Annotated in this window: 20 protein-coding genes; 9 read left to right on the plus strand and 11 right to left on the minus strand. The window is 70.3% G+C overall.

Annotated elements, in window-relative coordinates; genetic code table 11:
* Nucleotides 1-227: 227 nt before the first annotated feature.
* On the minus strand, nucleotides 228-1,001 hold the full coding sequence (locus BCF74_RS17780; protein WP_245889399.1) for a MerR family transcriptional regulator: 774 nt from the start codon (nucleotides 999-1,001) through the stop codon (nucleotides 228-230).
* A gap of 95 nt (nucleotides 1,002-1,096) precedes the next feature.
* Here BCF74_RS17780 and BCF74_RS15255 point away from each other — a divergent pair, with 95 nt between their 5' ends.
* The gene (locus tag BCF74_RS15255) at nucleotides 1,097-1,606 is read left to right on the plus strand and encodes a DUF4188 domain-containing protein (RefSeq protein WP_106298812.1); all 510 of its coding nucleotides are present in this window, start codon (nucleotides 1,097-1,099) and stop codon (nucleotides 1,604-1,606) included.
* 13 nt (nucleotides 1,607-1,619) lie between these two features.
* Here BCF74_RS15255 and BCF74_RS15260 read toward each other — a convergent pair whose 3' ends face one another.
* The 3 genes from BCF74_RS15260 to BCF74_RS15270 form a co-directional block, all read right to left on the minus strand.
* Complete coding sequence (locus tag BCF74_RS15260) at nucleotides 1,620-2,831, minus strand: NYN domain-containing protein (protein WP_106298813.1); 1,212 nt, start codon at nucleotides 2,829-2,831, stop codon at nucleotides 1,620-1,622.
* A 113-nt stretch (nucleotides 2,832-2,944) separates the two neighbouring features.
* Nucleotides 2,945-3,721: a hypothetical protein gene (locus BCF74_RS17785; RefSeq protein WP_245889400.1), complete on the minus strand. Its 777-nt coding sequence runs from the start codon at nucleotides 3,719-3,721 to the stop codon at nucleotides 2,945-2,947.
* 136 nt (nucleotides 3,722-3,857) lie between these two features.
* Complete coding sequence (locus BCF74_RS15270; protein ID WP_106298814.1) at nucleotides 3,858-4,271, minus strand: DUF6318 family protein; 414 nt, start codon at nucleotides 4,269-4,271, stop codon at nucleotides 3,858-3,860.
* On the opposite strand from BCF74_RS15270, the gene BCF74_RS15275 reads away from it, so the two are divergent.
* The 7 genes from BCF74_RS15275 (at nucleotide 4,225) to pknB (ending at nucleotide 12,416) form a co-directional block, all read left to right on the plus strand.
* Nucleotides 4,225-4,497 carry a hypothetical protein gene (locus BCF74_RS15275; protein ID WP_146133001.1) on the plus strand — a complete coding sequence of 91 codons (273 nt, stop codon included), beginning with the start codon at nucleotides 4,225-4,227 and terminating at the stop codon, nucleotides 4,495-4,497. The two genes, BCF74_RS15270 and BCF74_RS15275, sit on opposite strands and share 47 nt — an antisense overlap.
* A gap of 221 nt (nucleotides 4,498-4,718) precedes the next feature.
* Nucleotides 4,719-5,660 (plus strand): FHA domain-containing protein, encoded by a 942-nt coding sequence (locus BCF74_RS15280; protein ID WP_106298816.1) that lies wholly within the window; start codon nucleotides 4,719-4,721, stop codon nucleotides 5,658-5,660.
* Between the two features lie 7 nt (nucleotides 5,661-5,667).
* Nucleotides 5,668-6,204, plus strand: coding sequence for an FHA domain-containing protein FhaB/FipA (locus BCF74_RS15285; protein WP_106298817.1), 537 nt, complete (start codon nucleotides 5,668-5,670; stop codon nucleotides 6,202-6,204).
* Nucleotides 6,205-6,207: 3 nt separating this feature from the next.
* Nucleotides 6,208-7,668 carry a PP2C family protein-serine/threonine phosphatase gene (locus tag BCF74_RS15290; protein WP_106298818.1) on the plus strand — a complete coding sequence of 487 codons (1,461 nt, stop codon included), beginning with the start codon at nucleotides 6,208-6,210 and terminating at the stop codon, nucleotides 7,666-7,668.
* Nucleotides 7,665-9,047, plus strand: a complete 1,383-nt coding sequence (locus BCF74_RS15295; protein ID WP_106298819.1) for an FtsW/RodA/SpoVE family cell cycle protein — start codon at nucleotides 7,665-7,667, stop codon at nucleotides 9,045-9,047. The genes BCF74_RS15290 and BCF74_RS15295 overlap by 4 nt, the downstream gene beginning before the upstream one ends.
* Nucleotides 9,044-10,504 carry a peptidoglycan D,D-transpeptidase FtsI family protein gene (locus tag BCF74_RS15300; protein WP_106298820.1) on the plus strand — a complete coding sequence of 487 codons (1,461 nt, stop codon included), beginning with the start codon at nucleotides 9,044-9,046 and terminating at the stop codon, nucleotides 10,502-10,504. Before BCF74_RS15295 ends, BCF74_RS15300 begins: the two co-directional genes overlap by 4 nt.
* Nucleotides 10,505-10,511: 7 nt before the next feature.
* Nucleotides 10,512-12,416, plus strand: coding sequence for a Stk1 family PASTA domain-containing Ser/Thr kinase (gene pknB / locus BCF74_RS15305; RefSeq protein ID WP_106298821.1), 1,905 nt, complete (start codon nucleotides 10,512-10,514; stop codon nucleotides 12,414-12,416).
* A 151-nt stretch (nucleotides 12,417-12,567) separates the two neighbouring features.
* On the opposite strand, the gene BCF74_RS15310 is transcribed toward pknB, so the two are convergent.
* Both BCF74_RS15310 and BCF74_RS15315 read right to left on the minus strand, forming a co-directional pair.
* A complete protein-coding gene (locus BCF74_RS15310) occupies nucleotides 12,568-13,236 on the minus strand; it encodes an aminodeoxychorismate/anthranilate synthase component II (protein WP_106298822.1) in 669 nt (222 codons plus the stop codon).
* 61 nt (nucleotides 13,237-13,297) lie between these two features.
* On the minus strand, nucleotides 13,298-14,050 hold the full coding sequence (locus BCF74_RS15315; protein WP_106298823.1) for a DUF881 domain-containing protein: 753 nt from the start codon (nucleotides 14,048-14,050) through the stop codon (nucleotides 13,298-13,300).
* Nucleotides 14,051-14,152: 102 nt separating this feature from the next.
* Here BCF74_RS15315 and BCF74_RS15320 point away from each other — a divergent pair, with 102 nt between their 5' ends.
* Nucleotides 14,153-14,404, plus strand: coding sequence for a cell division protein CrgA (locus BCF74_RS15320; RefSeq protein WP_106298824.1), 252 nt, complete (start codon nucleotides 14,153-14,155; stop codon nucleotides 14,402-14,404).
* Between the two features lie 452 nt (nucleotides 14,405-14,856).
* Here BCF74_RS15320 and BCF74_RS15325 read toward each other — a convergent pair whose 3' ends face one another.
* Genes BCF74_RS15325 through BCF74_RS15345 form a run of 5 tightly spaced genes read right to left on the minus strand, consistent with a single transcriptional unit; the run spans nucleotide 14,857 to nucleotide 18,765 of the window.
* A complete protein-coding gene (locus tag BCF74_RS15325) occupies nucleotides 14,857-15,786 on the minus strand; it encodes a rhomboid family intramembrane serine protease (RefSeq protein ID WP_106298825.1) in 930 nt (309 codons plus the stop codon).
* A 54-nt stretch (nucleotides 15,787-15,840) separates the two neighbouring features.
* A complete protein-coding gene (locus BCF74_RS15330) occupies nucleotides 15,841-16,263 on the minus strand; it encodes a thiol-disulfide oxidoreductase DCC family protein (protein WP_146133002.1) in 423 nt (140 codons plus the stop codon).
* Nucleotides 16,260-17,123 (minus strand): serine hydrolase domain-containing protein, encoded by an 864-nt coding sequence (locus BCF74_RS15335; protein ID WP_106298827.1) that lies wholly within the window; start codon nucleotides 17,121-17,123, stop codon nucleotides 16,260-16,262. The genes BCF74_RS15330 and BCF74_RS15335 overlap by 4 nt, the downstream gene beginning before the upstream one ends.
* Nucleotides 17,120-18,160, minus strand: a complete 1,041-nt coding sequence (locus BCF74_RS15340) for an HTTM domain-containing protein (RefSeq protein ID WP_146133003.1) — start codon at nucleotides 18,158-18,160, stop codon at nucleotides 17,120-17,122. Before BCF74_RS15340 ends, BCF74_RS15335 begins: the two co-directional genes overlap by 4 nt.
* Nucleotides 18,157-18,765, minus strand: coding sequence for a DUF5819 family protein (locus BCF74_RS15345; RefSeq protein ID WP_146133004.1), 609 nt, complete (start codon nucleotides 18,763-18,765; stop codon nucleotides 18,157-18,159). The genes BCF74_RS15340 and BCF74_RS15345 overlap by 4 nt, the downstream gene beginning before the upstream one ends.
* Nucleotides 18,766-18,843: the final 78 nt, after the last annotated feature.

Below are 18,843 nucleotides of genomic sequence, written 5' to 3' on the forward strand. Positions count from 1 at the left end.
AGACCAAGGTCAAAAGCACCCGACACACGCGGGCATTCACCGATGAGTCAACGACTCACCCCTCGCGGGCATCTTGACGTGAGTCAACATGAACGCGAGGCCGTATGCCGGCCGCTCGCGTGCGCCGTGCGCCTCGCCGGTGGTGAGTCGTCCCCTTGTGGGTGAGTCGTCCCCTCATGGGGGGACGAGTGACGCGGGAAGGGACGAGTGACGCCCAAAGGGACGAGTCACCGCTCCCGGGGTGCGGCACCGGCCACCGACAGGTGCTGGTGGGCCATCCGGCGCAGGGTCGCGAGCACCGGGTCGAGCAGCACCGTCCCGAGCACGACCTGCCGCAGCGCACCCTCCGGGTCTGTCGGCACCGAGCCCACGTCGATGCGAGCCACCTCCTCGACCGCGTCGGCATAGGCATCCATGCGCGCCTCGTCGAGCCCGATGCCCGCGGCGTCGCAGGCCGCCCACGCCGCGTCGAGCTGGTCGTAGAGCGGGTCACCCGGCGCCACCTGCCAGCCGTGCGCCTCGACCCACCGCTGCGCTCGCCCGTCGTCGGCTTCAGCCGTCTCGCCAGGCCCTTCGGCCCCGTCCGTGATAGCCGATAGGTCATCGACGTTGTGCGAGGGAGTGTCCGCCCGGCCACCTGACCCTCGGCCACCCGCACCCCGGTTCCCCTGCAGCTGGCCACCTGACCCTCGGCCACCCGCCCCCTGGCTTCCAGCCTCGGTCATCGTCGGCGCCAGGGCCTTCTGCGCCGCCGCGAGCACATCCAGCCGATCCGACCCCGGCGAGTCCAGCACCGCCAGCACCCGCCCGATCGTCGCCAGCGACAACCCGCCCACCGACTGCAGCGCCCGCACCAGCCGCACCCGCTCGACGTGCGACCCGTCGTACTCCGCCTGCGTGCGCGACACCGCCTCCCCGGGGTGGAGCAGCCCCTCGCGCAGGTAGTACTTCAGCGTCGCCACCGACACCGACGTCGACGCGGACAGCTCGGCCAGCCGCACGGCATACCTCCCAAGTCACACAAGGATCCTTGACATCGGATAGTAGCCCTCTCCAAACTGGGATAGCCTCACTACCCAAGAGCAGGGAGCCGGCGATGACCATCGCCACCCACACCACCCACGCCCACGATGGCGACCTCGTCGTCTTCCACATCGGCATGCAGATCCGCAAGCCGCACCGCGTCGACCTGTGGGGCCCCGTCTTCGCCGCGATGCCGCGGATGCTCGCCGAGCTCGAGCGCAACAAGAGCCGGGCCGCCCGCGGCGAGGCCGACGACCTCGGCTTCCTCGGCGCGCACACCCTCCTCAGCGGCAGCGGCCCGTGGGTGGTGCAGTGGTGGCGCAGCACCGACCACCTCTACGCGTACGCCCGCAATCCCGACAACCACCACCTCCCCGCGTGGCGCGCCTTCAACCAGGCCGCCCGACGCAGCCCCGGCGCCGTCGGCATCTGGCACGAGACGTATGCCGTCCCCGCCGGCAACATCGAAACCCTCTACGGGCAGGGCGCGCACGTCGGCCTCGGTCGCCTCACCGGCACCGTCCCGGTCGAGCGGCGGGGTCGCACCGCCCGCGAGCGGCTCGGCTCACGCGTCGCCACCTGACTCAGCGCGGGGGTCAGGTGAGCCGCAGCCGCCCGACGTGGAACCAGAACCGGTCGCGCACGAGGTGCCGCGACCCGTCGTCGATGTCATAGACACCGGCCCGGCTGGACAGGTCGTGCAGCAGCGCCCGGTCGAGATCACCGGGAATCGTCGGCTTGCTCTCCCGCAACGAGGCGAGCGCATCGGGTGTCGCCGAGCGCGACCAGGTGAGGACGACGTTGCGCGCGACATCGTCGATGAGGTCGCGCGTGAACGACCCCTCCTCGTCGTAGGAGCTTGTCGTCCAGCTCGGCGTCGCCGTCGGCAACACGACCTCGGTCGCCCGCTTCGACCCGAGCACGGCCGGCGTCGGGATGCCCGGCTTGGGCGCGGCCTCCTCGTCGACGGGGCTCGCCTCGGTCTCCGGTTCCTCAGTCGAGGGGTATGCCGTCCGCTCGCCTTCGGGCACGGGTTCCGTTGTCGCCGTTGGCTTTTCGGAGTCGGAGCCCGGGCCAACACCATCACCGGAAGGAACCGTCTCCGCAGCCTCGTCATCGGCCTTTTCAGAGGCCGCCGCGGCGTCCTCTGAAGCGGGCGCGTCCACGGGCTCACCCTCGGAGGCGGAGTCGGATCCCTTCTCGGCCGGGCCCACCCTCGCGCCGTTGATCGTCGCGGCGACGAGGTCCTCGTTGAGGGCGCGCGGCCGGACGAGGAGGTCGATGGCCTCGGGGTCGATGAGCAGCTCGCCGTCGGCAGCCTGGCGCATGTGCTTGGAGACCGCGTGCCCGATGCCGTCCTGCCCGGGAACGCTGAAGATGACGACCTGCACGCCGGCGCTCTGCGCCTCCTCGACGGCCTCGGTGAGGTCGTCGTCCCCCGACACGAGGTAGATGACGTCGGCGACGCGCGCCCGGCCCTGCAGGGCGAGGTCGAGCCCGAGGCGGACGTCGACACCCTTCTGCTCACCGGAGAACGACAGCCGCCCCAACCGCAGCTTGACCCGGGGCAACAGCCCGATGAGGTCCTGGTGGTAGTCCGGCTGGCCGCCGCGCCGCGCCCCCGAGTCGTACCAGTTGACCCGCAGCAGCGGCAGCCCGGAGTGCGCCTCGACCTGCGCGATGAGCGCGCGCACGAGCCCGGTGTAGTCGACCTCGACGCCGCTGCGCAGAGACGAGCCCGTGACCCGCGTGGCCGACGAGGCCAGCAGGTAGCCGACGTCGACATAGACCGCGCAGTAGGACCTCATGCCCCCACTCTCTCAGGCACCCCATGCCCCCGACCCCGTTTCCCCGACTGATTGCCGATTCCGTTCACCCAGGCCGACGCCCGCCCGCACGGAATCGGCAATCAGTCGGTCGGTCAGCCGTTGCCGTAGAGACGCGCCTTGGCCTCACGGACGGTGATGGTCGTGACCGGCTCGTCCTGCAGGTCGGCCACGCCGTCGAGCTCGATCCACTCACCGCCATTGACCCGGTACGAGGCGGTGAGGGTTGCGTCGACCTTGACCTCGCCCTGGCCGGAGTCCTTGTACGTATGCCGGACCTGACCGTCCGGGTAGGGCCCGCCCGGGTCGTCGGTCCAGCCCGACTGGGTCCCGTCACCGAAGGAATAGTTGTAGGACGCCGGGTCGATCTTGAACTCCACCGACCACGACAGCAGCTGGACCGGCTTGCTCACCTGCCCCGGGCGCAGGCCGGAGGTCGGCCACTGCGCCTCGAAGTAGGTCGGCAGGTTGACGAGCGTGACGTCGCCCTCGGGCTGGATGTTCACCGTCGGCTTCGCGAACGGCAGCTCCCGGAACGCCGAGACGATCTGCCCCATCGTCGGCACCGGCGGCGGTGCGGACACTGTGTTCGGCAAGTTGGGGCTGCCGCAGCTAGTCCCGTCGAAGAACCACTGGGAGGTCCCGGCAAGCCGGCGCCAGACGTACAGCTGGTTGACGGGCTTGCCGCCGACGGTTCCGCACCGAGAGATGGCCAGCGAACAGCTCGAGAGGTCGGTCGCGGCATCGGGGTCGGTGGTCGACCCGCACCCGAGGGTCTCGCGGTACTCCCACACCGGCCCGTTCGACACCGGCTGCGCGTCACTCCATGAACCGCTCTTCGACTCCGGATCCCACGCCCCCCGTGCTGTCACCGCCCCCACCTTGACCGAGGCATCGCTCAGCTGACCGAACGTGCCCCCTGGCTTCCTCTTGGCCTCGACCAGTCCAGGCGTCAGCACTGTGATGCTGCACGCGAGTACGACGCACCAACCCCTGCGCGCGTTCATGTCACTCAACCCCCATGTCCGCCACTGTCCACTGCTTCCCGTCCCAGCGCGTAGCGACGCGATACACGCCCTTGCCGGCCTGCGTGCTGTTCACCGTCTTGCCCTTGGTGTCAACGATGTCGACCTTCTCCGAGCGGACCTGCACTTGGACGTCATAGGCATCCGGATTCTGCGACGGCAGAACGTTCGTTGCGAGGATCGTCAGGCTCGGTGCGACCTGGCGCTCTCCTGCCGCCTTCTGGTCGGCGACACCCTTGATGGTGACGTCGCACCCCTCACAGCTCGGCCCAGACAGCGTCTTGATGACGGAGTCGTCCACGTTGACGTAGGCAAGGTCAGCTTGGTTCACGACGAACTTGGCGAACTCGATGGCTCCGGCCTCGGTGTGTGCCTTGGCCGCGTCAGGAACCCTCACCGACGCGGACGCGCTCGGCGTCGCCGATGCCGACGGCGAGTCCGACGCGCTCGGACTCGACGATGGACTCGACGACGCCGTCGGCGTCGTGCTCGATGACGCCTCAGGGTCACCGCCGTTGCAGCCCGCGATCGCCAACGCGCCCACGCAAGCCAGCGCCACGGCATACCTGCGTTGTGCAGTCATCAAGATTCCCCTCGGCCGACGTCGTGACTCTTCACAGTAGGGACCTTCCGCCGTTCCGGCACCTCGAACATGACCCCACTGTGGCAAAGATCGCGTCAGGCCCAGCCGAGTTGTCCACAGGTTCGCGTCGCCCGTCCCATCACACGACGTTCACGGGCGCCTCACGAGCCACCACAGCCCCGGCAGATAGCATCGACAAGGCAGGCCAGCCCCTGCCCGACCTGTGCACGACCCGAGAAGGCATCGATGAGGAGGTGCGCCGTGGGACTGTTCGACCGCATGGAGGGCAAGCTCGAGCGCGCCGTCAACGGCGTCTTCGCCAAGGCGTTCCGTTCCGAGGTCCAGCCCGTCGAGATCGCGAGCGCCATCCGCCGCGCCATGGACGACCGCGCCGCCACCGGGGTCCGCGGCCGCGAGCGCACCCTCGTGCCCAACGTCTTCACGATCGAGCTGAGCGAGACCGACTTCGAGCGCCTCACCGAGCACGGTGTCGAGCTCGAGAACGAGCTCATCGCCGCCGCCGAGGAGCACGCCGACAGCCAGCACTACCAGCCCGGCGGCCCGATCGACATCCTCCTCGACGAGGACACCGACCTCGAGACCGGCGTCTTCCGCATCCGCCCCAGCACCGCGAAGCGCCCGCGCGCCACCGGCATGACCGGCCAACACCAGCCGGTGCGCCGCGCACCGCGCGAGGACGACTACGACGACTACGACGACTACGACGAGTCGTATGCCGGTGAGTCGCCGTATGCCGGCCCCGCACCGTCCGCTGCCGCCGCACCTCCGGTGCAGCCGCCGCGAGCCCGCACCGCCGTCCCCGAGGCCCGCCCGTCACGCACCCAGCCCGACCCAGAGGTGCACCGGCCACAGACGCGCGCACCCGGCATACGCAAGAACAAGCCGGCCGACCGACCGTGGCTCGACGTCGACGGCGAGCGCTACCCGCTCATGGGTGCGATCACGGTCCTCGGCCGTGACGACAGCGCCGACATCATCCTCGACGACCCGGGAATCTCGCGGCGGCACAGCGAGATTCGCGTGACGCAGGACGGACCGCACAGCGTCGCGACGATCCGCGACCTCGGCTCCACCAACGGCACGTTCGTCAGCGGCGACCGCATCACGAGCAGCCGTCTCGAGGACGGTGACCGCATCACCGTCGGCCGCACCTCCGTCACCTACCGCGCCGGCAAGAGGTGAGGACGCGATGAGCGAACTCACGATCACCGTCATGCGCCTCGGCCTGCTCGTCGCGCTCTGGGCATTCGTCGTCGCGGTCGTCGGCGTGCTGCGCGGCGACCTCTACGGCACCCAGGTGACGACCCGGCGGGTCGCGCCGCAGCGCGGCTCCGGCAACACGCCGCGCCCGGCCGCCCGCGGGGCCGCGCAGAGCGCCGTCCCGGCCGAACAGCGGCCCGTGGGGCGGCGATTCGGCACCCGAGGCAACGACCGCGAGCCCACACACCTGCGTGTGATGAGCGGCCCCCTCGCCGGCACGAGCCTGCCGCTGCGCGAGTCCGGCACCCTCGTCGGCCGCAGCCCGGAGTCGGCGCTCGTCCTCGAGGACGACTTCGCGTCCGGGCGTCACGCGCGCATCCTCAAGGGACCCGACGGGTGGGTCGTCGAGGACCTCGGCTCGACGAACGGCACGTTCATCGGCCCGATGCGACTCTCCGAGCCGACCCCGGTCACGGCCGGCACCGAGATCCGCTTCGGCACGACCGTCGTCGAGCTGCGGAGGTAGCCGGTGGCGATCGCCTTCCACTTCGCCGCCCGGTCCGACGTCGGGATGGTGCGCTCCAACAACGAGGACAGCGGGTATGCCGGCCCGCACCTGCTCGCAATGGCCGACGGCATGGGCGGGCACGCCGGAGGCGACGTCGCGAGCTCGACGATCCTCGGGGCGCTCGTCGGCCTCGACGGCGAGTCCTTCTCCGGCGTCGACGCGACGAGGGCGCTGCTGCGCCGCATCACCGCCGCCAACTCCGAGCTCGGCCAGCTCGCCCAGGACGACCCCGACCTCGAAGGCATGGGGACGACGCTCATCGCCATCCTGCGCGCCCGCGACAAGCTCGTCCTCGCGCACATCGGCGACTCGCGCGCGTTCGTCGTGCGCGGCGGCGAGGTCAGCCAGATCACCAAGGACCACAGCTTCGTCCAGTCCCTCGTCGACGAGGGGCGGCTCACGCCGGAGGAGGCGACGGTCCACCCGCAGCGCTCCCTGGTCACCCGCGTGCTCACCGGCGCCCCGAGTGAAGAGCCCGATGTCGTCGTCCGTCAGGCCATCGTGGGCGACCGCTACCTCATCTGCTCCGACGGCCTGACCGACTACGTCGCGCGCGACACGATCGACGAGGTGCTGACGACCGAGCGCCGGCCCGGTGAGTGCGCCGAGCGCCTCGTCCAGCTCGCCCTGCGCGCCGGCGCCCCCGACAACGTCACCGTCGTCATCGGTGACGTCGTCGACCTCGTCAAGGGCCCGGTGCCGAGCGACCAGCCGCAGATCGTCGGCGCCGCCGCGGAGATCCGCCGCCACACGCGCCCCCTGCCGGTCACGCCCGCCGAGAAGGCCGCCGCGCTCTCGGCCGAGGTGTCCGGCACCAACGAGGACGACGACCTGCACCTCGCCGAGGAGGGCGGCCGCAGCCGCACCGGCACGATCCTGCGAGCCGTGGGCGCCGCCGTCGTCGCCGCCATCCTGCTCGTCGCCGGTGGCTACGGCGCCTGGGCCTGGACCCAGACCCAGTACTACGTCGGCGTCAACGAGGGCCGGGTCGCGGTCTTCCGCGGCGTCGACCAGACCCTCGGCCCCATCGAGCTGTCCCGCCCGGAGCGCACGAGCACCATCGCGCTCGACGACCTGCCCGACTTCTACCGCGGCCAGCTCGGGCGCGGCATCACCATGGACAGCCTCGACCAGGCCGACGGTCTCGTGCGCAACCTCGACGTCCAGGCGCAGGCCTGCCGCTACGCCCGCAGCCAGGGACGGGACTGCACGACCGTCCCGTCGTCGTGGACCTCGCCGACGCCGACCCCCACGCCGTCCGGGTCGCTCTCGCCCAGCCCGAGTGGCACCGCCACGCCGAGCACCACGCCGACCCCGGGCAGCAGCAGCACCGGCCCCCGCGCCACGGTGACGCCGAGCGGCAGCCAGCGCGGCGGCATACCGACCTCCCCGGCCCCATCGACCACCCCCCAGACGTCGTGACCACCGTCTCCGCCGTCTCGTCCCGCAAGGGCCGCAACGTCGAGCTCGCGCTGCTCGTCTTCGCGGTCGGCATCGTCGCGCTCGCGTACGTCAACGTCGGCATCGCCGTCGACGGTGCGGTGCCGCCGAGCCTCGTCGCCGTCGGCACCGGGTTCCTCGTCATCACCGGCGTCTTCCACCTCGTGATGCGCTGGCGCGCGCCGTATGCCGACCCGCTCATCCTCCCGATCGCGACGCTCCTCAACGGCCTCGGGCTCGTCATGATCAACCGGCTCGACCTCGCGAACGGGCGCGACCTCGCCGAAGGCATGGCGCTGCGCCAGCTCATGTGGAGCGCCCTCGCCGCCGGGCTGGCCATCGCGGCCCTGTTCATCCTGCGGGACCACCGCATCCTGCGGAAGTACACCTACCTCGCCGGGGCGTTCGGTTTCGCGCTCCTGCTGCTGCCGCTCGTGCCGGGGCTGGGCGTCGAGCAGTACGGGTCGCGCATCTGGATCGCGTTGGGGCCGTTCAGCTTCCAGCCCGGTGAGGTCGCGAAGATCGTCCTCGCGGTGTTCTTCGCCGGCTACCTCGTGCAGACCCGTGACGCGCTGTCCGTCGCCGGCCGGCGCATCCTCGGGCTCACCCTCCCGCGCGCCCGCGACCTCGGCCCGATCCTCGTCGCGTGGATGCTCTCCGTGGGCGTCCTCGTCCTCGAGAAGGACCTCGGGTCCTCGCTGCTCTTCTTCGGCCTCTTCGTCGCGATGCTCTACGTCGCGACGGAACGGACGTCGTGGGTCGCCATCGGTCTGCTGCTCTTCGCCGTCGGCTGCTGGGTCGCGAACCTGCTCTTCAGCCACGTCCAGCGGCGCGTGCTGCTGTGGCTCGACACGTTCAGCACCGAAGCGCTCGAGACGAGCGACCAGCTCGCCCGGGGCCTCATGGGCATGGCGGCCGGCGGGATGCTCGGCACCGGTCTCGGTCGTGGGCGCCCCGACCTCACCTACTTCGCCGAGAGCGACTTCATCATCCCGAGCTTCGGTGAGGAGCTCGGGCTCGTCGGGCTCTTCGCGATCCTGCTGCTCTACGTGCTGCTCATCGAGCGCGGCCTGCGCACCGCCATCGGCGCGCGTGACGGCTTCGGCAAGCTGCTCGCCGCCGGCCTGTCGTTCTCGCTCGCGCTGCAGTGCTTCATCGTCGTCGGCGGCGTCACCCGCGTCATCCCGCTCACCGGCCTGACGATGCCGTTCCTGTCGCAGGGCGGTTCGTCGCTGCTGGCGAACTGGACGCTCGTCGCGCTGCTGCTGCGGATCAGCGACCACGCCCGCCGGCCGGTCCCTGACCCCGCCGCGCCCAGTCCCCTCGCCAGTGAACAGACCCAGGTGGTGAAGATGCGATGAACGCCCCCATCCGCCGCCTCTCCTTCGTGGTCGCCCTGCTCTTCCTCTCGCTCCTCGTGTCGACGACGCTCATCCAGTTCGTCTATGCCAAGGAGCTCAACGCCCGCCCCGACAACCGGCGCACCCTGCTGTCGACGTATGCCCGCGAGCGCGGCCAGATCCTCGTCGGCGACACCGCGGTCGCCAAGTCGGTGCCGACGGACGACCAGTACGAGTGGCTGCGCACCTACCCCCTCGGCGCGAAGTACGCCCACATCACCGGGTACTACTCGTTCTATGGCGCCGGCGGCGGGCTCGAGTCCGCGCAGAACAGCCTGCTCTCCGGCAGCAGCGACAAGCTCGCGTTCCGGCGGGTGTCCGACCTCTTCACCGGGCGCAAGACCCGCGGCGCTAGCCTCGAGCTGACGATCAACCCGGCCGTGCAGGAGGCCGCGATCAAGGCCCTCGACGGCCGCAAGGGTGCCGCGGTCGCGCTCAACCCGTCGACCGGCGAGATCCTCGCGATGGTGAGCAACCCGTCGTACGACCCCAACGCGCTGTCGGGACACGACCTCAAGAAGGTCGACGCGGCATACAAGCAGCTCACCAGCGACGCCGCGGACAAACCGCTCGTCAACCGGACCATCGGCGGCGACCTCTACCCGCCCGGCTCGACGTTCAAGATCGTCACGGCCGCCGCGGCCCTGTCGACCGGGCGGTGGTCGCCGGAGTCCGAGCTGCCAGGGCCGGCCGTGCTGGACCTGCCGCTCACGACCAAGGGCCTGCCCAACATCGGTCGCAGGCCGTGCGGTCCCAACGACACGACGACGTTCCAGAACGCCTTCGAGATCTCGTGCAACTCGGCCTTCGGCTACCTCGGCATGGAGATGGGCGCGGACGCGTTCCGCGAGCAGGCAGCGAAGTTCGCCGTCGGCGACCAGCTGTACGTCCCGATGCGGGTCACGCCGAGCAAGGTCCCGGCCGAGCTCAACAAGCCGCAGCTCGCCCAGTCCGCCGTGGGTCAGTACGACGTGCGCGTCACGCCGCTCCAGGTCGCGATGCTCAGCGCCGGGGTCGCGAACCGCGGCACCGTCATGAAGCCCTACCTCGTGAAGTCGGTCCTGACGAGCGATCTCAGCATCCTCGAGCGCACCGATCCCGAGGAGCTGTCCCAGGCCGTCACTCCCGAGGTGGCGGCCCAGCTGACGACGATGATGCAGGGCGTCGTCGAGAACGGCAGCGGCAAGCCCGCCAGAATCGACGGCGTTTCCGTCGCCGGCAAGACGGGCACTGCCGACACGAACAACGTCGACCGTGCACACGCGTGGTTCACCGGCTTCGCTCCGGCGAACGACCCGCAGATCGCCGTGGCCGTCGTCGTCGAGAACGGTGGCTACGCCGACAGTGAGGAACGCGGTGGTGGTGCCGTGGGAGGGCCCATCGCCAAGGCGATGCTCGAGGCAGGACTGAAGAAGTGAGGACGTCATGAGCGACGAACCCCTGCTGCTCGGGGGCCGCTACGAGGTCGGTGAGCTCATCGGCCGCGGCGGCATGGCCGAAGTGCACCTCGGACACGACACCCGCCTCGGCCGTCAGGTCGCGATCAAGATGCTGCGCAGCGACCTCGCGCGCGACCAGTCCTTCCTCAAGCGGTTCCGGCGCGAGGCCCAGTCGTCGGCCGGGCTCAACCACGCCTCGATCGTCGCCGTCTACGACTCCGGTGAGGACCACGTCGTCGAGTCCGGCGGCGCCGAGGTCGCCGTGCCCTACATGGTCATGGAGTACGTCAACGGCCGCACGCTGCGGGAGATCCTCACCGACGACGGCAAGCTCCCGACCGACGAGGCCGTCCGGATCACCGAGCGGGTCCTCGACGCGCTCTCCTACAGCCACCGCATGGGCATCGTGCACCGCGACATCAAGCCGGCGAACGTCATGATCGCCACCGACGGCTCGGTCAAGGTCATGGACTTCGGCATCGCCCGCGCCATCGCCGACACCGCGGCGACGATGACCCAGACGCAGGCCGTCATCGGCACGGCGCAGTACCTCTCACCCGAGCAGGCGCAGGGCCAGAACGTCGACGCCCGCTCCGACCTCTACTCCGCCGGCTGCATGCTCTACGAGCTGCTGACGGGCCGGCCGCCGTTCATCGGCGACAGCCCGGTGTCGATCGCGTACCAGCATGTCGGCGAGCAGCCCACCCCGCCGTCGGCGATCAACCCTGAGCTGAGCGAGGAGCTCGACGCGGTGGTGCTGCACTCGCTGGCCAAGGACCGCGAGGAGCGCTACCAGGACGCGGCGTCGTTCCGCAGCGACCTGCAGGCGGCACGCCTGGGTCAGCCCGTGAGCGCGGCGGCCACGGCGTCGCTCGCCGCGCTCGGTCCGGGCGGGGCGGGCGGGGCAGGTGCCGCTGCCGCGACGACCGTGCTCGGCACCACCGAGCCGACCGAGGTGTATGCCGCCCAGACCACTCCGCGCGAAGGTGGCCCTCCGCAGCCCGCGCCGGGATCGGTGACCTCGACGATCCCGGTCGTCGACCCCGAGGACGGTCGTCGCCGCCGGCGCGGCGGGATGGGCGTGCTCCTCACCCTCGGTGCGATCGTGGCCCTGGCCCTGCTCGGCTGGGGGGTCAAGGAGTACATGGACGTGCGCGCGGAGGCCAACAAGGTCACCGTTCCGGTCGTCGCCGACAAGCCCGTCGAGACCGCCATCAAGCTGCTGCGGGACGAGGGACTGTCCTACACGCAGACGACGACAAGCAGCGCGACCGTGCCGAAGGGGTCCGTCGTCTCGTCCGACCCCGGGGCCGGAGCCCGCGTCGACCCCGACTCGACGACCGTCCGGCTCGTGGTGTCCACCGGCCCCACCTCGGTGAAGGTGCCGGACGTCAAGGGCATGACCGTCGAGGAGGCGACGGCCGCGCTGCAGCAGGTCGACCTCACGGTCAGCCGCACCGCCAAGGTCGACACGAACGAGGTCCCGAAGGACCGGGTCTTCACCACCGCCCCCGCCATCGGTGAGTCCGCCGAGCCCGGGTCCGCGGTGACGCTCAACGTCGCGTCGGGCCAGGTCGTCGTCCCGGACGTCACCGGCAAGTCGGTGGACGAGGCGCAGACCCTGCTCATCTCCGCCGGGCTGAAGCCGAAGACCGAGTTCCGCGAGACCTCGCGCGCCAAGGAGGGCGAGGTCTACTCCCAGGACCCCGACGGTGAGGAGAAGGCCGACGTCGGCTCAGAGGTGACGATCGTCGTCGCGCAGAAGCCGCCGCCCCCGCCGCCCTCGCCCACCCCCTCCGCGACCCCGACGCCCTCGGCGACCCCGACGCCGAGCCCGAGCCCGTCGCCCTCGGCCAGCCCGTCGCCGAGCGCGACCGCGCCACCTCCGTGAGGAACTCCGGCCGCTGTCCTCTTGGCGCTTGCTCCAGGGCTCTCCGGCCGGTGCCCTCTTCGTGGTTTGCTCCAGGGCTCTCCGGCCCGCTTCCCTCTCGGGGGTTGCTCCAGAGCTCTATGACGGATAAGTGTTCATACACACCTATCCGTCATAGAGCTGGAACGACGGGCACGGCGCCGACGGACACGGGCTGAACGAGTGGGCTGAGGCCGGCACTGCGCTCGACTGCGCCCTCGTCACCGCAGACCTCGAGCCAGTTCGCGAGCAGCCGGTGCCCGCCCTGGGTCAGCACCGACTCGGGGTGGAACTGCACCCCGTGCAACGGCAGCTCACGGTGCCGCACCGCCATGATGATGCCGCTCTCCGTCGCCCCGGTCGTCTCGAGCGAGTCCGGCAGGGTCGGCGGGTCGATCGTCAGCGAGTGGTAGCGCGTCGCCGTGAACGGCGACGGCAGCCCCGCCAGCACACCGGCTCCGGAGTGCTGCACGAGCGAGGTCTTGCCGTGCAGCAGCTCGGGTGCGCGCCCGACCGTCGCCCCGGCGACGACGCCGAGCGCCTGGTGCCCGAGGCACACTCCGAGCATCGGCTGCGCCCGCTCCCCACACGCCTCGATCATCGCCATGGACACCCCGGCCTCCTCGGGCGTCCCTGGGCCGGGCGAGACGAGCACGCCGTCGAAGTCCGCACCGTCCGCGGCCGTCACCGCGTCGTTGCGCACGACCGTGCAGTCGGCGCCGAGCTGCTCGAGGTAGCCGACGATGGTGAAGACGAAGCTGTCGTAGTTGTCGACGACGAGGATGCGCGGGGCCGTGCTCATGAGGAGAGCGTATGCCGCGTGGCCGGCAGCGAGACCGCCGTCTCGTCGCGAGCGCCTCGGTTCACTCGCTGCCCACCGTCGCGAAGTCGGGTGTGATCGAGCCGACGAACGCGGGGAACTCGAACTTCTTGCTCGTCGTCACCTCGTAACCGAGCCCGACGGCGTCGACGTACTCCTTGTAGATGCCGATCTCCGGCGACTGGTCGAGGATCGCGCGCAGCCGCTTCGGGTCGCCGATCGCCTTGATCCGGTAGGGCGGGGAGTAGACGCGGCCCTGGAGGATGAGGGTGTTGCCGACGCAGCGGACCGCGCTCGTGGCGATGATCCGCTGGTCCTGGATCATCATCGCCTCGGCACCGCCCGCCCAGAACGCGTTGACGACGGCCTGCACGTCCTGCTGGTGCACGACGATGTCGTCGACCGTGAACCCCTCGGGCAGCTGGTCCACCGGCATGTGCGAGTCCTCGAGGACGACCTCGACCCCGGGACCCTGCACGGCCTCGCGCCCCGCGACCGCCGCAATCGCGTCGCCCTTGGCCTTGAGCTCGTCCACCTCCGAGCTGCCCGGCACCGACGTCTTGGTCAGCGCGTCGACTTGGGCCGTCAGGGTGTTGAGCTGGTTCGTCATGCGCTTGTTGTCCTGCGTCTGCTCCCGGATGAGGTCGGGCAGGCCGGCCCCGTCCGAGCGCAGGCTGCGACCCTGGGCCACCGAACCGCTCGTCGCGAACAGCACGCCGGCGAGGATCGCCACCACGGGGACGAGCGCCGACCACACCGTCGGACGGGACGTCAGGAACGCCTTCCGCTGCACCATCTGCGGGTCACCACCTCTCCCGTCGTCGACGAATCGTCGGAGCGCACATGTGCAGGCTCTACGCTAGGCCACGAACCTGAGTCCGCTGAAGGAGTTCCTCCCGTGCCTGAGTCCAAGGGCCGCGCCAAGCCCGCCTACACCCCGCCCCGCACCGCGCAGAAGGTCGCCAAGCCCAACCCGCGCTGGTTCGTGCCGGTCATGCTCGGGCTCATGCTCATCGGCCTCGTCTGGGTCGTGACGTACTACATCTCCGGCACCAAGGAGTACCCCGTGCCGCAGATCGGCCGCTGGAACCTCGGTGCGGGCTTCGCGTTCATGATGGCTGGCTTCCTCATGACCACCCGCTGGCGCTGACGCGCCGTCGTCCCGTATGCCGTCCGCGCGCCCTCGCGTGGACGCGGTAACCCGGCCAGGCGGTCGGGGCGGGATTACACCGGTGTGATTCATCCACACTGGGGACAACTCCTGTGGACAACTCCCCGTTGTCCACAGGGTTGTGCACAAGAGCGGCCTCGTGGCGGGTCCTCAGCGTGCCCGACCCCGCACGCCGCACCCCTGTCACGAAAGGTGCCTTTGCTCCGGCACCCGGAAGCAAACAACCACACTTGCTCCCGCACCCGGGAGCAAATAACCACATTTGCTCCGGCATACGGGAGCAAACAACCACACTTGCTTCCGTATGCGGGAGCAAAGGCACGTCTGCCGAGAGGGACGCGCGAGGTCGAGGGCCGAGCGTCGCGGTCAGCCACGAGGCCCCCAGCTCGGCAGCGGGATTGAGAACCGCCGCCCGCCAAGGTTGCGCTGCGCTAGATCGGGCTCACGGTCACGGCGTACTTCACCACGGCCAGCACGACGAGCAGCACCGTGATCCCCGCCAGGCCGAGCCAGTGCGCACCGAAGTTCGCCCGCTGGGTGCCGTCCCCGGAACCGCGCCGACCGGCGTACGCCAAGACGGCCGCGCACGCCAACCCGGTGAGGAAGCCACCGAGGTGCGCCTGCCACGCGATGCCGGGGATGACGAACCCGATGACGGCGTTGATCGCGATCGTCGCGTACATCGTCGCGGCGGACCGCCCGAGCCGGCGCTGCAGCACCAGGAACGCCCCGAACAACCCGAACACCGCACCCGACGCACCCACCGCCGGCGTCCCCCACGTGCCGAGGTCACCCATCCGAGCCTCCTCGAGCGTCGCCGGGAACGCGAGCAGCAGGTAGCCGACCGACCCGCCGAGCGCGCTGATGAGGTACAGCGCCGCGAACCGGGCCCGCCCGAGCATCGGCTCGAGGTAGCCGCCCATGATCCACAGGGCGTACATGTTGAACAGGATGTGCAGGATCGAGCCCGGTGAGTGCGCGAACGCCGACGTCAGGAACCGCCACGGCTCGGTGTCCCCGAGGTACGGCACGAACGCGACCTGCGCGGTGAACCCCGGCCGCGTCATCTGCAGCAGGTAGACGACGACACAGATCGCGATGATCGACACCGTGACCATGGGCCGCCCGCCGACACCGGCCATGCTTCCGCCGAACACGGTCCGCCCCTGCCGCATCGACTGCTGCCCCTCGCGGACGCAGTCGACGCACTGGATCCCGACCGCCGCCGGCCGCTGGCACTCGGCGCACGTCGGCCGCCCGCACCGCTGACAACGCACGTAGCTCACCCGGTCGGGGTGACGTGGACACACCGGTTCGCCTGCCGGGGAACCGGTCTGCCCGTATGCCGTGGGCTCGCTCATCCCTCGAATCCTATCCGCGGGCGGTATGCCGTCCGCGGGCGCGGTGTCCGCGCCTCACCGCAGGGTCGTCGTCGCCTGGCGCGGCTCCGTCGGCAGGCCACAGGACGGGGAACCCAGCCGATGGCGGTGGCGGGCCACGAGACCGTAGACGAGGCCGGACACGGGATGCGTCCACCGGTTGACGAGGAGGCCCGCAACCCGTCCCGCCGGACGACGACCGGTGGCGGCGAAGTCCCTCAGCGCCTCGGGGCCGGAGGTGCGCTCCGCCCCGGACACCCACTGGACCGCATGGCGACACTCCACTTCCGTCAGGCCCAGCCCCGCCAGATCGACCCGGTGCGAGGGCTCGGCTCGGGCGGTCGCGGCGGACACGGTCCGGATCCACGCGACACTGCGTTCGCAGAAGCCGCAGTCGCCGTCGTAGACGAGGAGGCCGTCACCCGCCACCGGGCAGTCGCCGTTGTCCCGGCTGCTCATGCGACCGCCGCCCACTCTCGCACCAGCCGATCCGCCAGCCGATCGGCCGCACCGGGCAGTCGGGCCAGGGCATGGGTGGCGACGACCAGGTTGGCTCCGGGCGCGAGGACGAGACAGGAGCCGGAGTCCCGGGTCTGCCCATTGTGCCACCACCGGCCGGCGGTCTCCTGCCAGCCGCGCAGCCCGCTGTCGTAGCCCCCGCGCCGAAGGGTCTCCTGCCCGTAGCGCGCGAAGTCGTCGAGGGTGCTCCAGAGCCCGCCGGCCGGAGCGTAAGCCGACCGGTCCAGCGACCACGGGGTGTGCGGCTTGCGGTCGAAGCCCTTGATCGCGGTCCAGAGCTCGGGCGCCGGTCGCGCGCCGACACCGTCGAGCCCCCAGGGTCCGAGCACGAGGGTCTGCACCGCAGGCAACCACGGCTGGTCGGCGACGACTTCGACGACCCGGCCGAGGACGGCATACCCGAGGTTCGAGTAGGCGACCTCACCCGGATCCTCCACAAGCGAGCTGTCGAACTCGGCGAGAAGGGTCGTGAGGAAGGCAGCGTCGGTCCCGGCGTACGGGTCGTGGTTGATTCCGCCCTTCATTCCCGGGTGGACCCGGGGGAGGCCGGAGGTGTGTCGCGCCAACGCCGCGACGGTGACGCTCTCGGGCAGGCGGCCACCGACCAGTTCCCGGGCGGGGGTGTCGTAGTCCAACCGACCGTCGCGGACGAGCACGTCGACCGCGGCGGCGGTGACGGTCTTCGTCACCGACCCCCACTCGACGAACTTCCGCTCGTCGTAGTTCTTGCCGAACTCGCGGGCAAGGACGGTGTCATCGCGCACGACGACGTACGCCTCACGTTTGCGGAAGATGCTCATGCACGACTCCTTGTCACAGTGGATGGTGCGGCGGGCACGCCGACGGGAACGGGTTCGGCACGTCCTTGGCGCAGCTGCGGTGGGAGCAGCTCGACGAGGTGGTAGCCCCACTGGCTCAGTCGTCGACCCGCGCGCTCGACATGGCTGTTCACGAAGACGAGGTCGCACGCGATCATGATGAGGGCGAACGACGTGAGTCCCATGAGGGCCGCGATGGAGACGTGGAACACGCTCATGGCGAGCACGGCCCACAGGCGGGTTCTGCGCACCAGCACGAGGAGCGGGAAGTAGATCGAGAGCCAGACCGTGGCGTAGGCGCCGAGAACGAGGAGCCACTCGAACCGGAAGAGGTGCTCGGTCACCCCGGGCCAGGTGAACTCGGGGACACGCAGGACGTAGTACAGCGCGGTCCCGTCCTGCCACAGCCGCCCCTGCACCTTGTACAGCCCGGCCATCAGGTAGACGATGCAGATCTGGGCCGCGACGAGAAGCACGCCGGTGTTGTGGGCGATCGTCGCCACCGGGGGCACACTCCGTTGTGTGCCCCGACCACGGAAGAGCCGCACCACGGTGAGTCGGTCGTAGCACCGGGTGAGGAGCAGGACGAGTCCGAGGATCATGACGAGGTTGTCACCGCCGTCCAGGACGAGCGGGTTCGTGGCATACAACGACCAGATGAGGAGGTAGTGAACGGCCAGTCCCAAACGGCCCCCGACCCCGAGGGTCACGGCGAGCGCGGCCAGCATCCCCACGTGGTAGACAGCCTCGAACCCCGCCCCGTCCCGGAACGTCGAGTACAGCGTCGGGACGAGTCCCGTCTCCTGGGGTGAGGCAATGACACCCGCCCCGAGGACGTCGGGCCTGAACAGCAGGTGCCTGATCCGGTAGTCGGAGACGTACATCGCGAGTCCGCACAGTCCGATGACGGCGCGGATGACCGCGACGGCACTCAGTGCTCGCGGACGGTCGACGAGCCAGCCCACGGCGGTGGCGGCCGCGATGCGGAGGGGTTCGATGCGAGAGGTCAGCGCAGTCATGGCGTCATCCACTCCGTGTCCACGGTGTCGACCTCACCGATGGCCTCGAGGTCGTCCCGGCTGCTCCAGCCCGGGAACCGGTGAAACACGAACCTGATCTGCACCTCGTCGGCCGGTGCGCCGCCGCAGATACCCGGGTGTCGAGCGGTGGCGTAGCGCGCCAGAACCCGTTCGACCTGCCGCTGCTCCGTGGCCGACGCCTTGCGGAGTGGGTCGAGGACGGGGTTGTCGTCGCTCGTCCGTCGTTCGTCGGCTCGCTTGACGACGTCGTCCTTGCGGAAGCGGGTGATGATCGAGTTCGACACGATGCGGGACTCACGAGAGGGGAAGAGTCGAGTGTCCTGGACCCGGTCGATGCCGCGCCGGGTGATGTTCTGCCAAGGGGTCGTCTCCGCTCCGTCGCCACAGCGGAAGCGAGCCAGCGCGCCACGTTCCTCGCTGATGGGGTCGGGCGCGAACAGGCTCCAGTTCTGCGGGAAGTGTGGGTGCATGTACGCCGACACGGTGGGGAACAGCTGGAAGGTGATCGGGGTCTTGGGTCCCGACAGCACGAGCGCGCTGAGGGGATAGACGACCAGGACCGTGAGCGCCACTGCCAGCGCCACTCGAGTCGCGTACGACGTTCTTCTGCTCATGACTTTCCTGCTCCGGGACCGGCACCGATGGCCGGGTCGCGCGCCCAC

This window comes from Knoellia remsis, assembly GCF_003002895.1.
GTDB classification, from domain to species: Bacteria; Actinomycetota; Actinomycetes; order Actinomycetales; family Dermatophilaceae; genus Knoellia; species Knoellia remsis.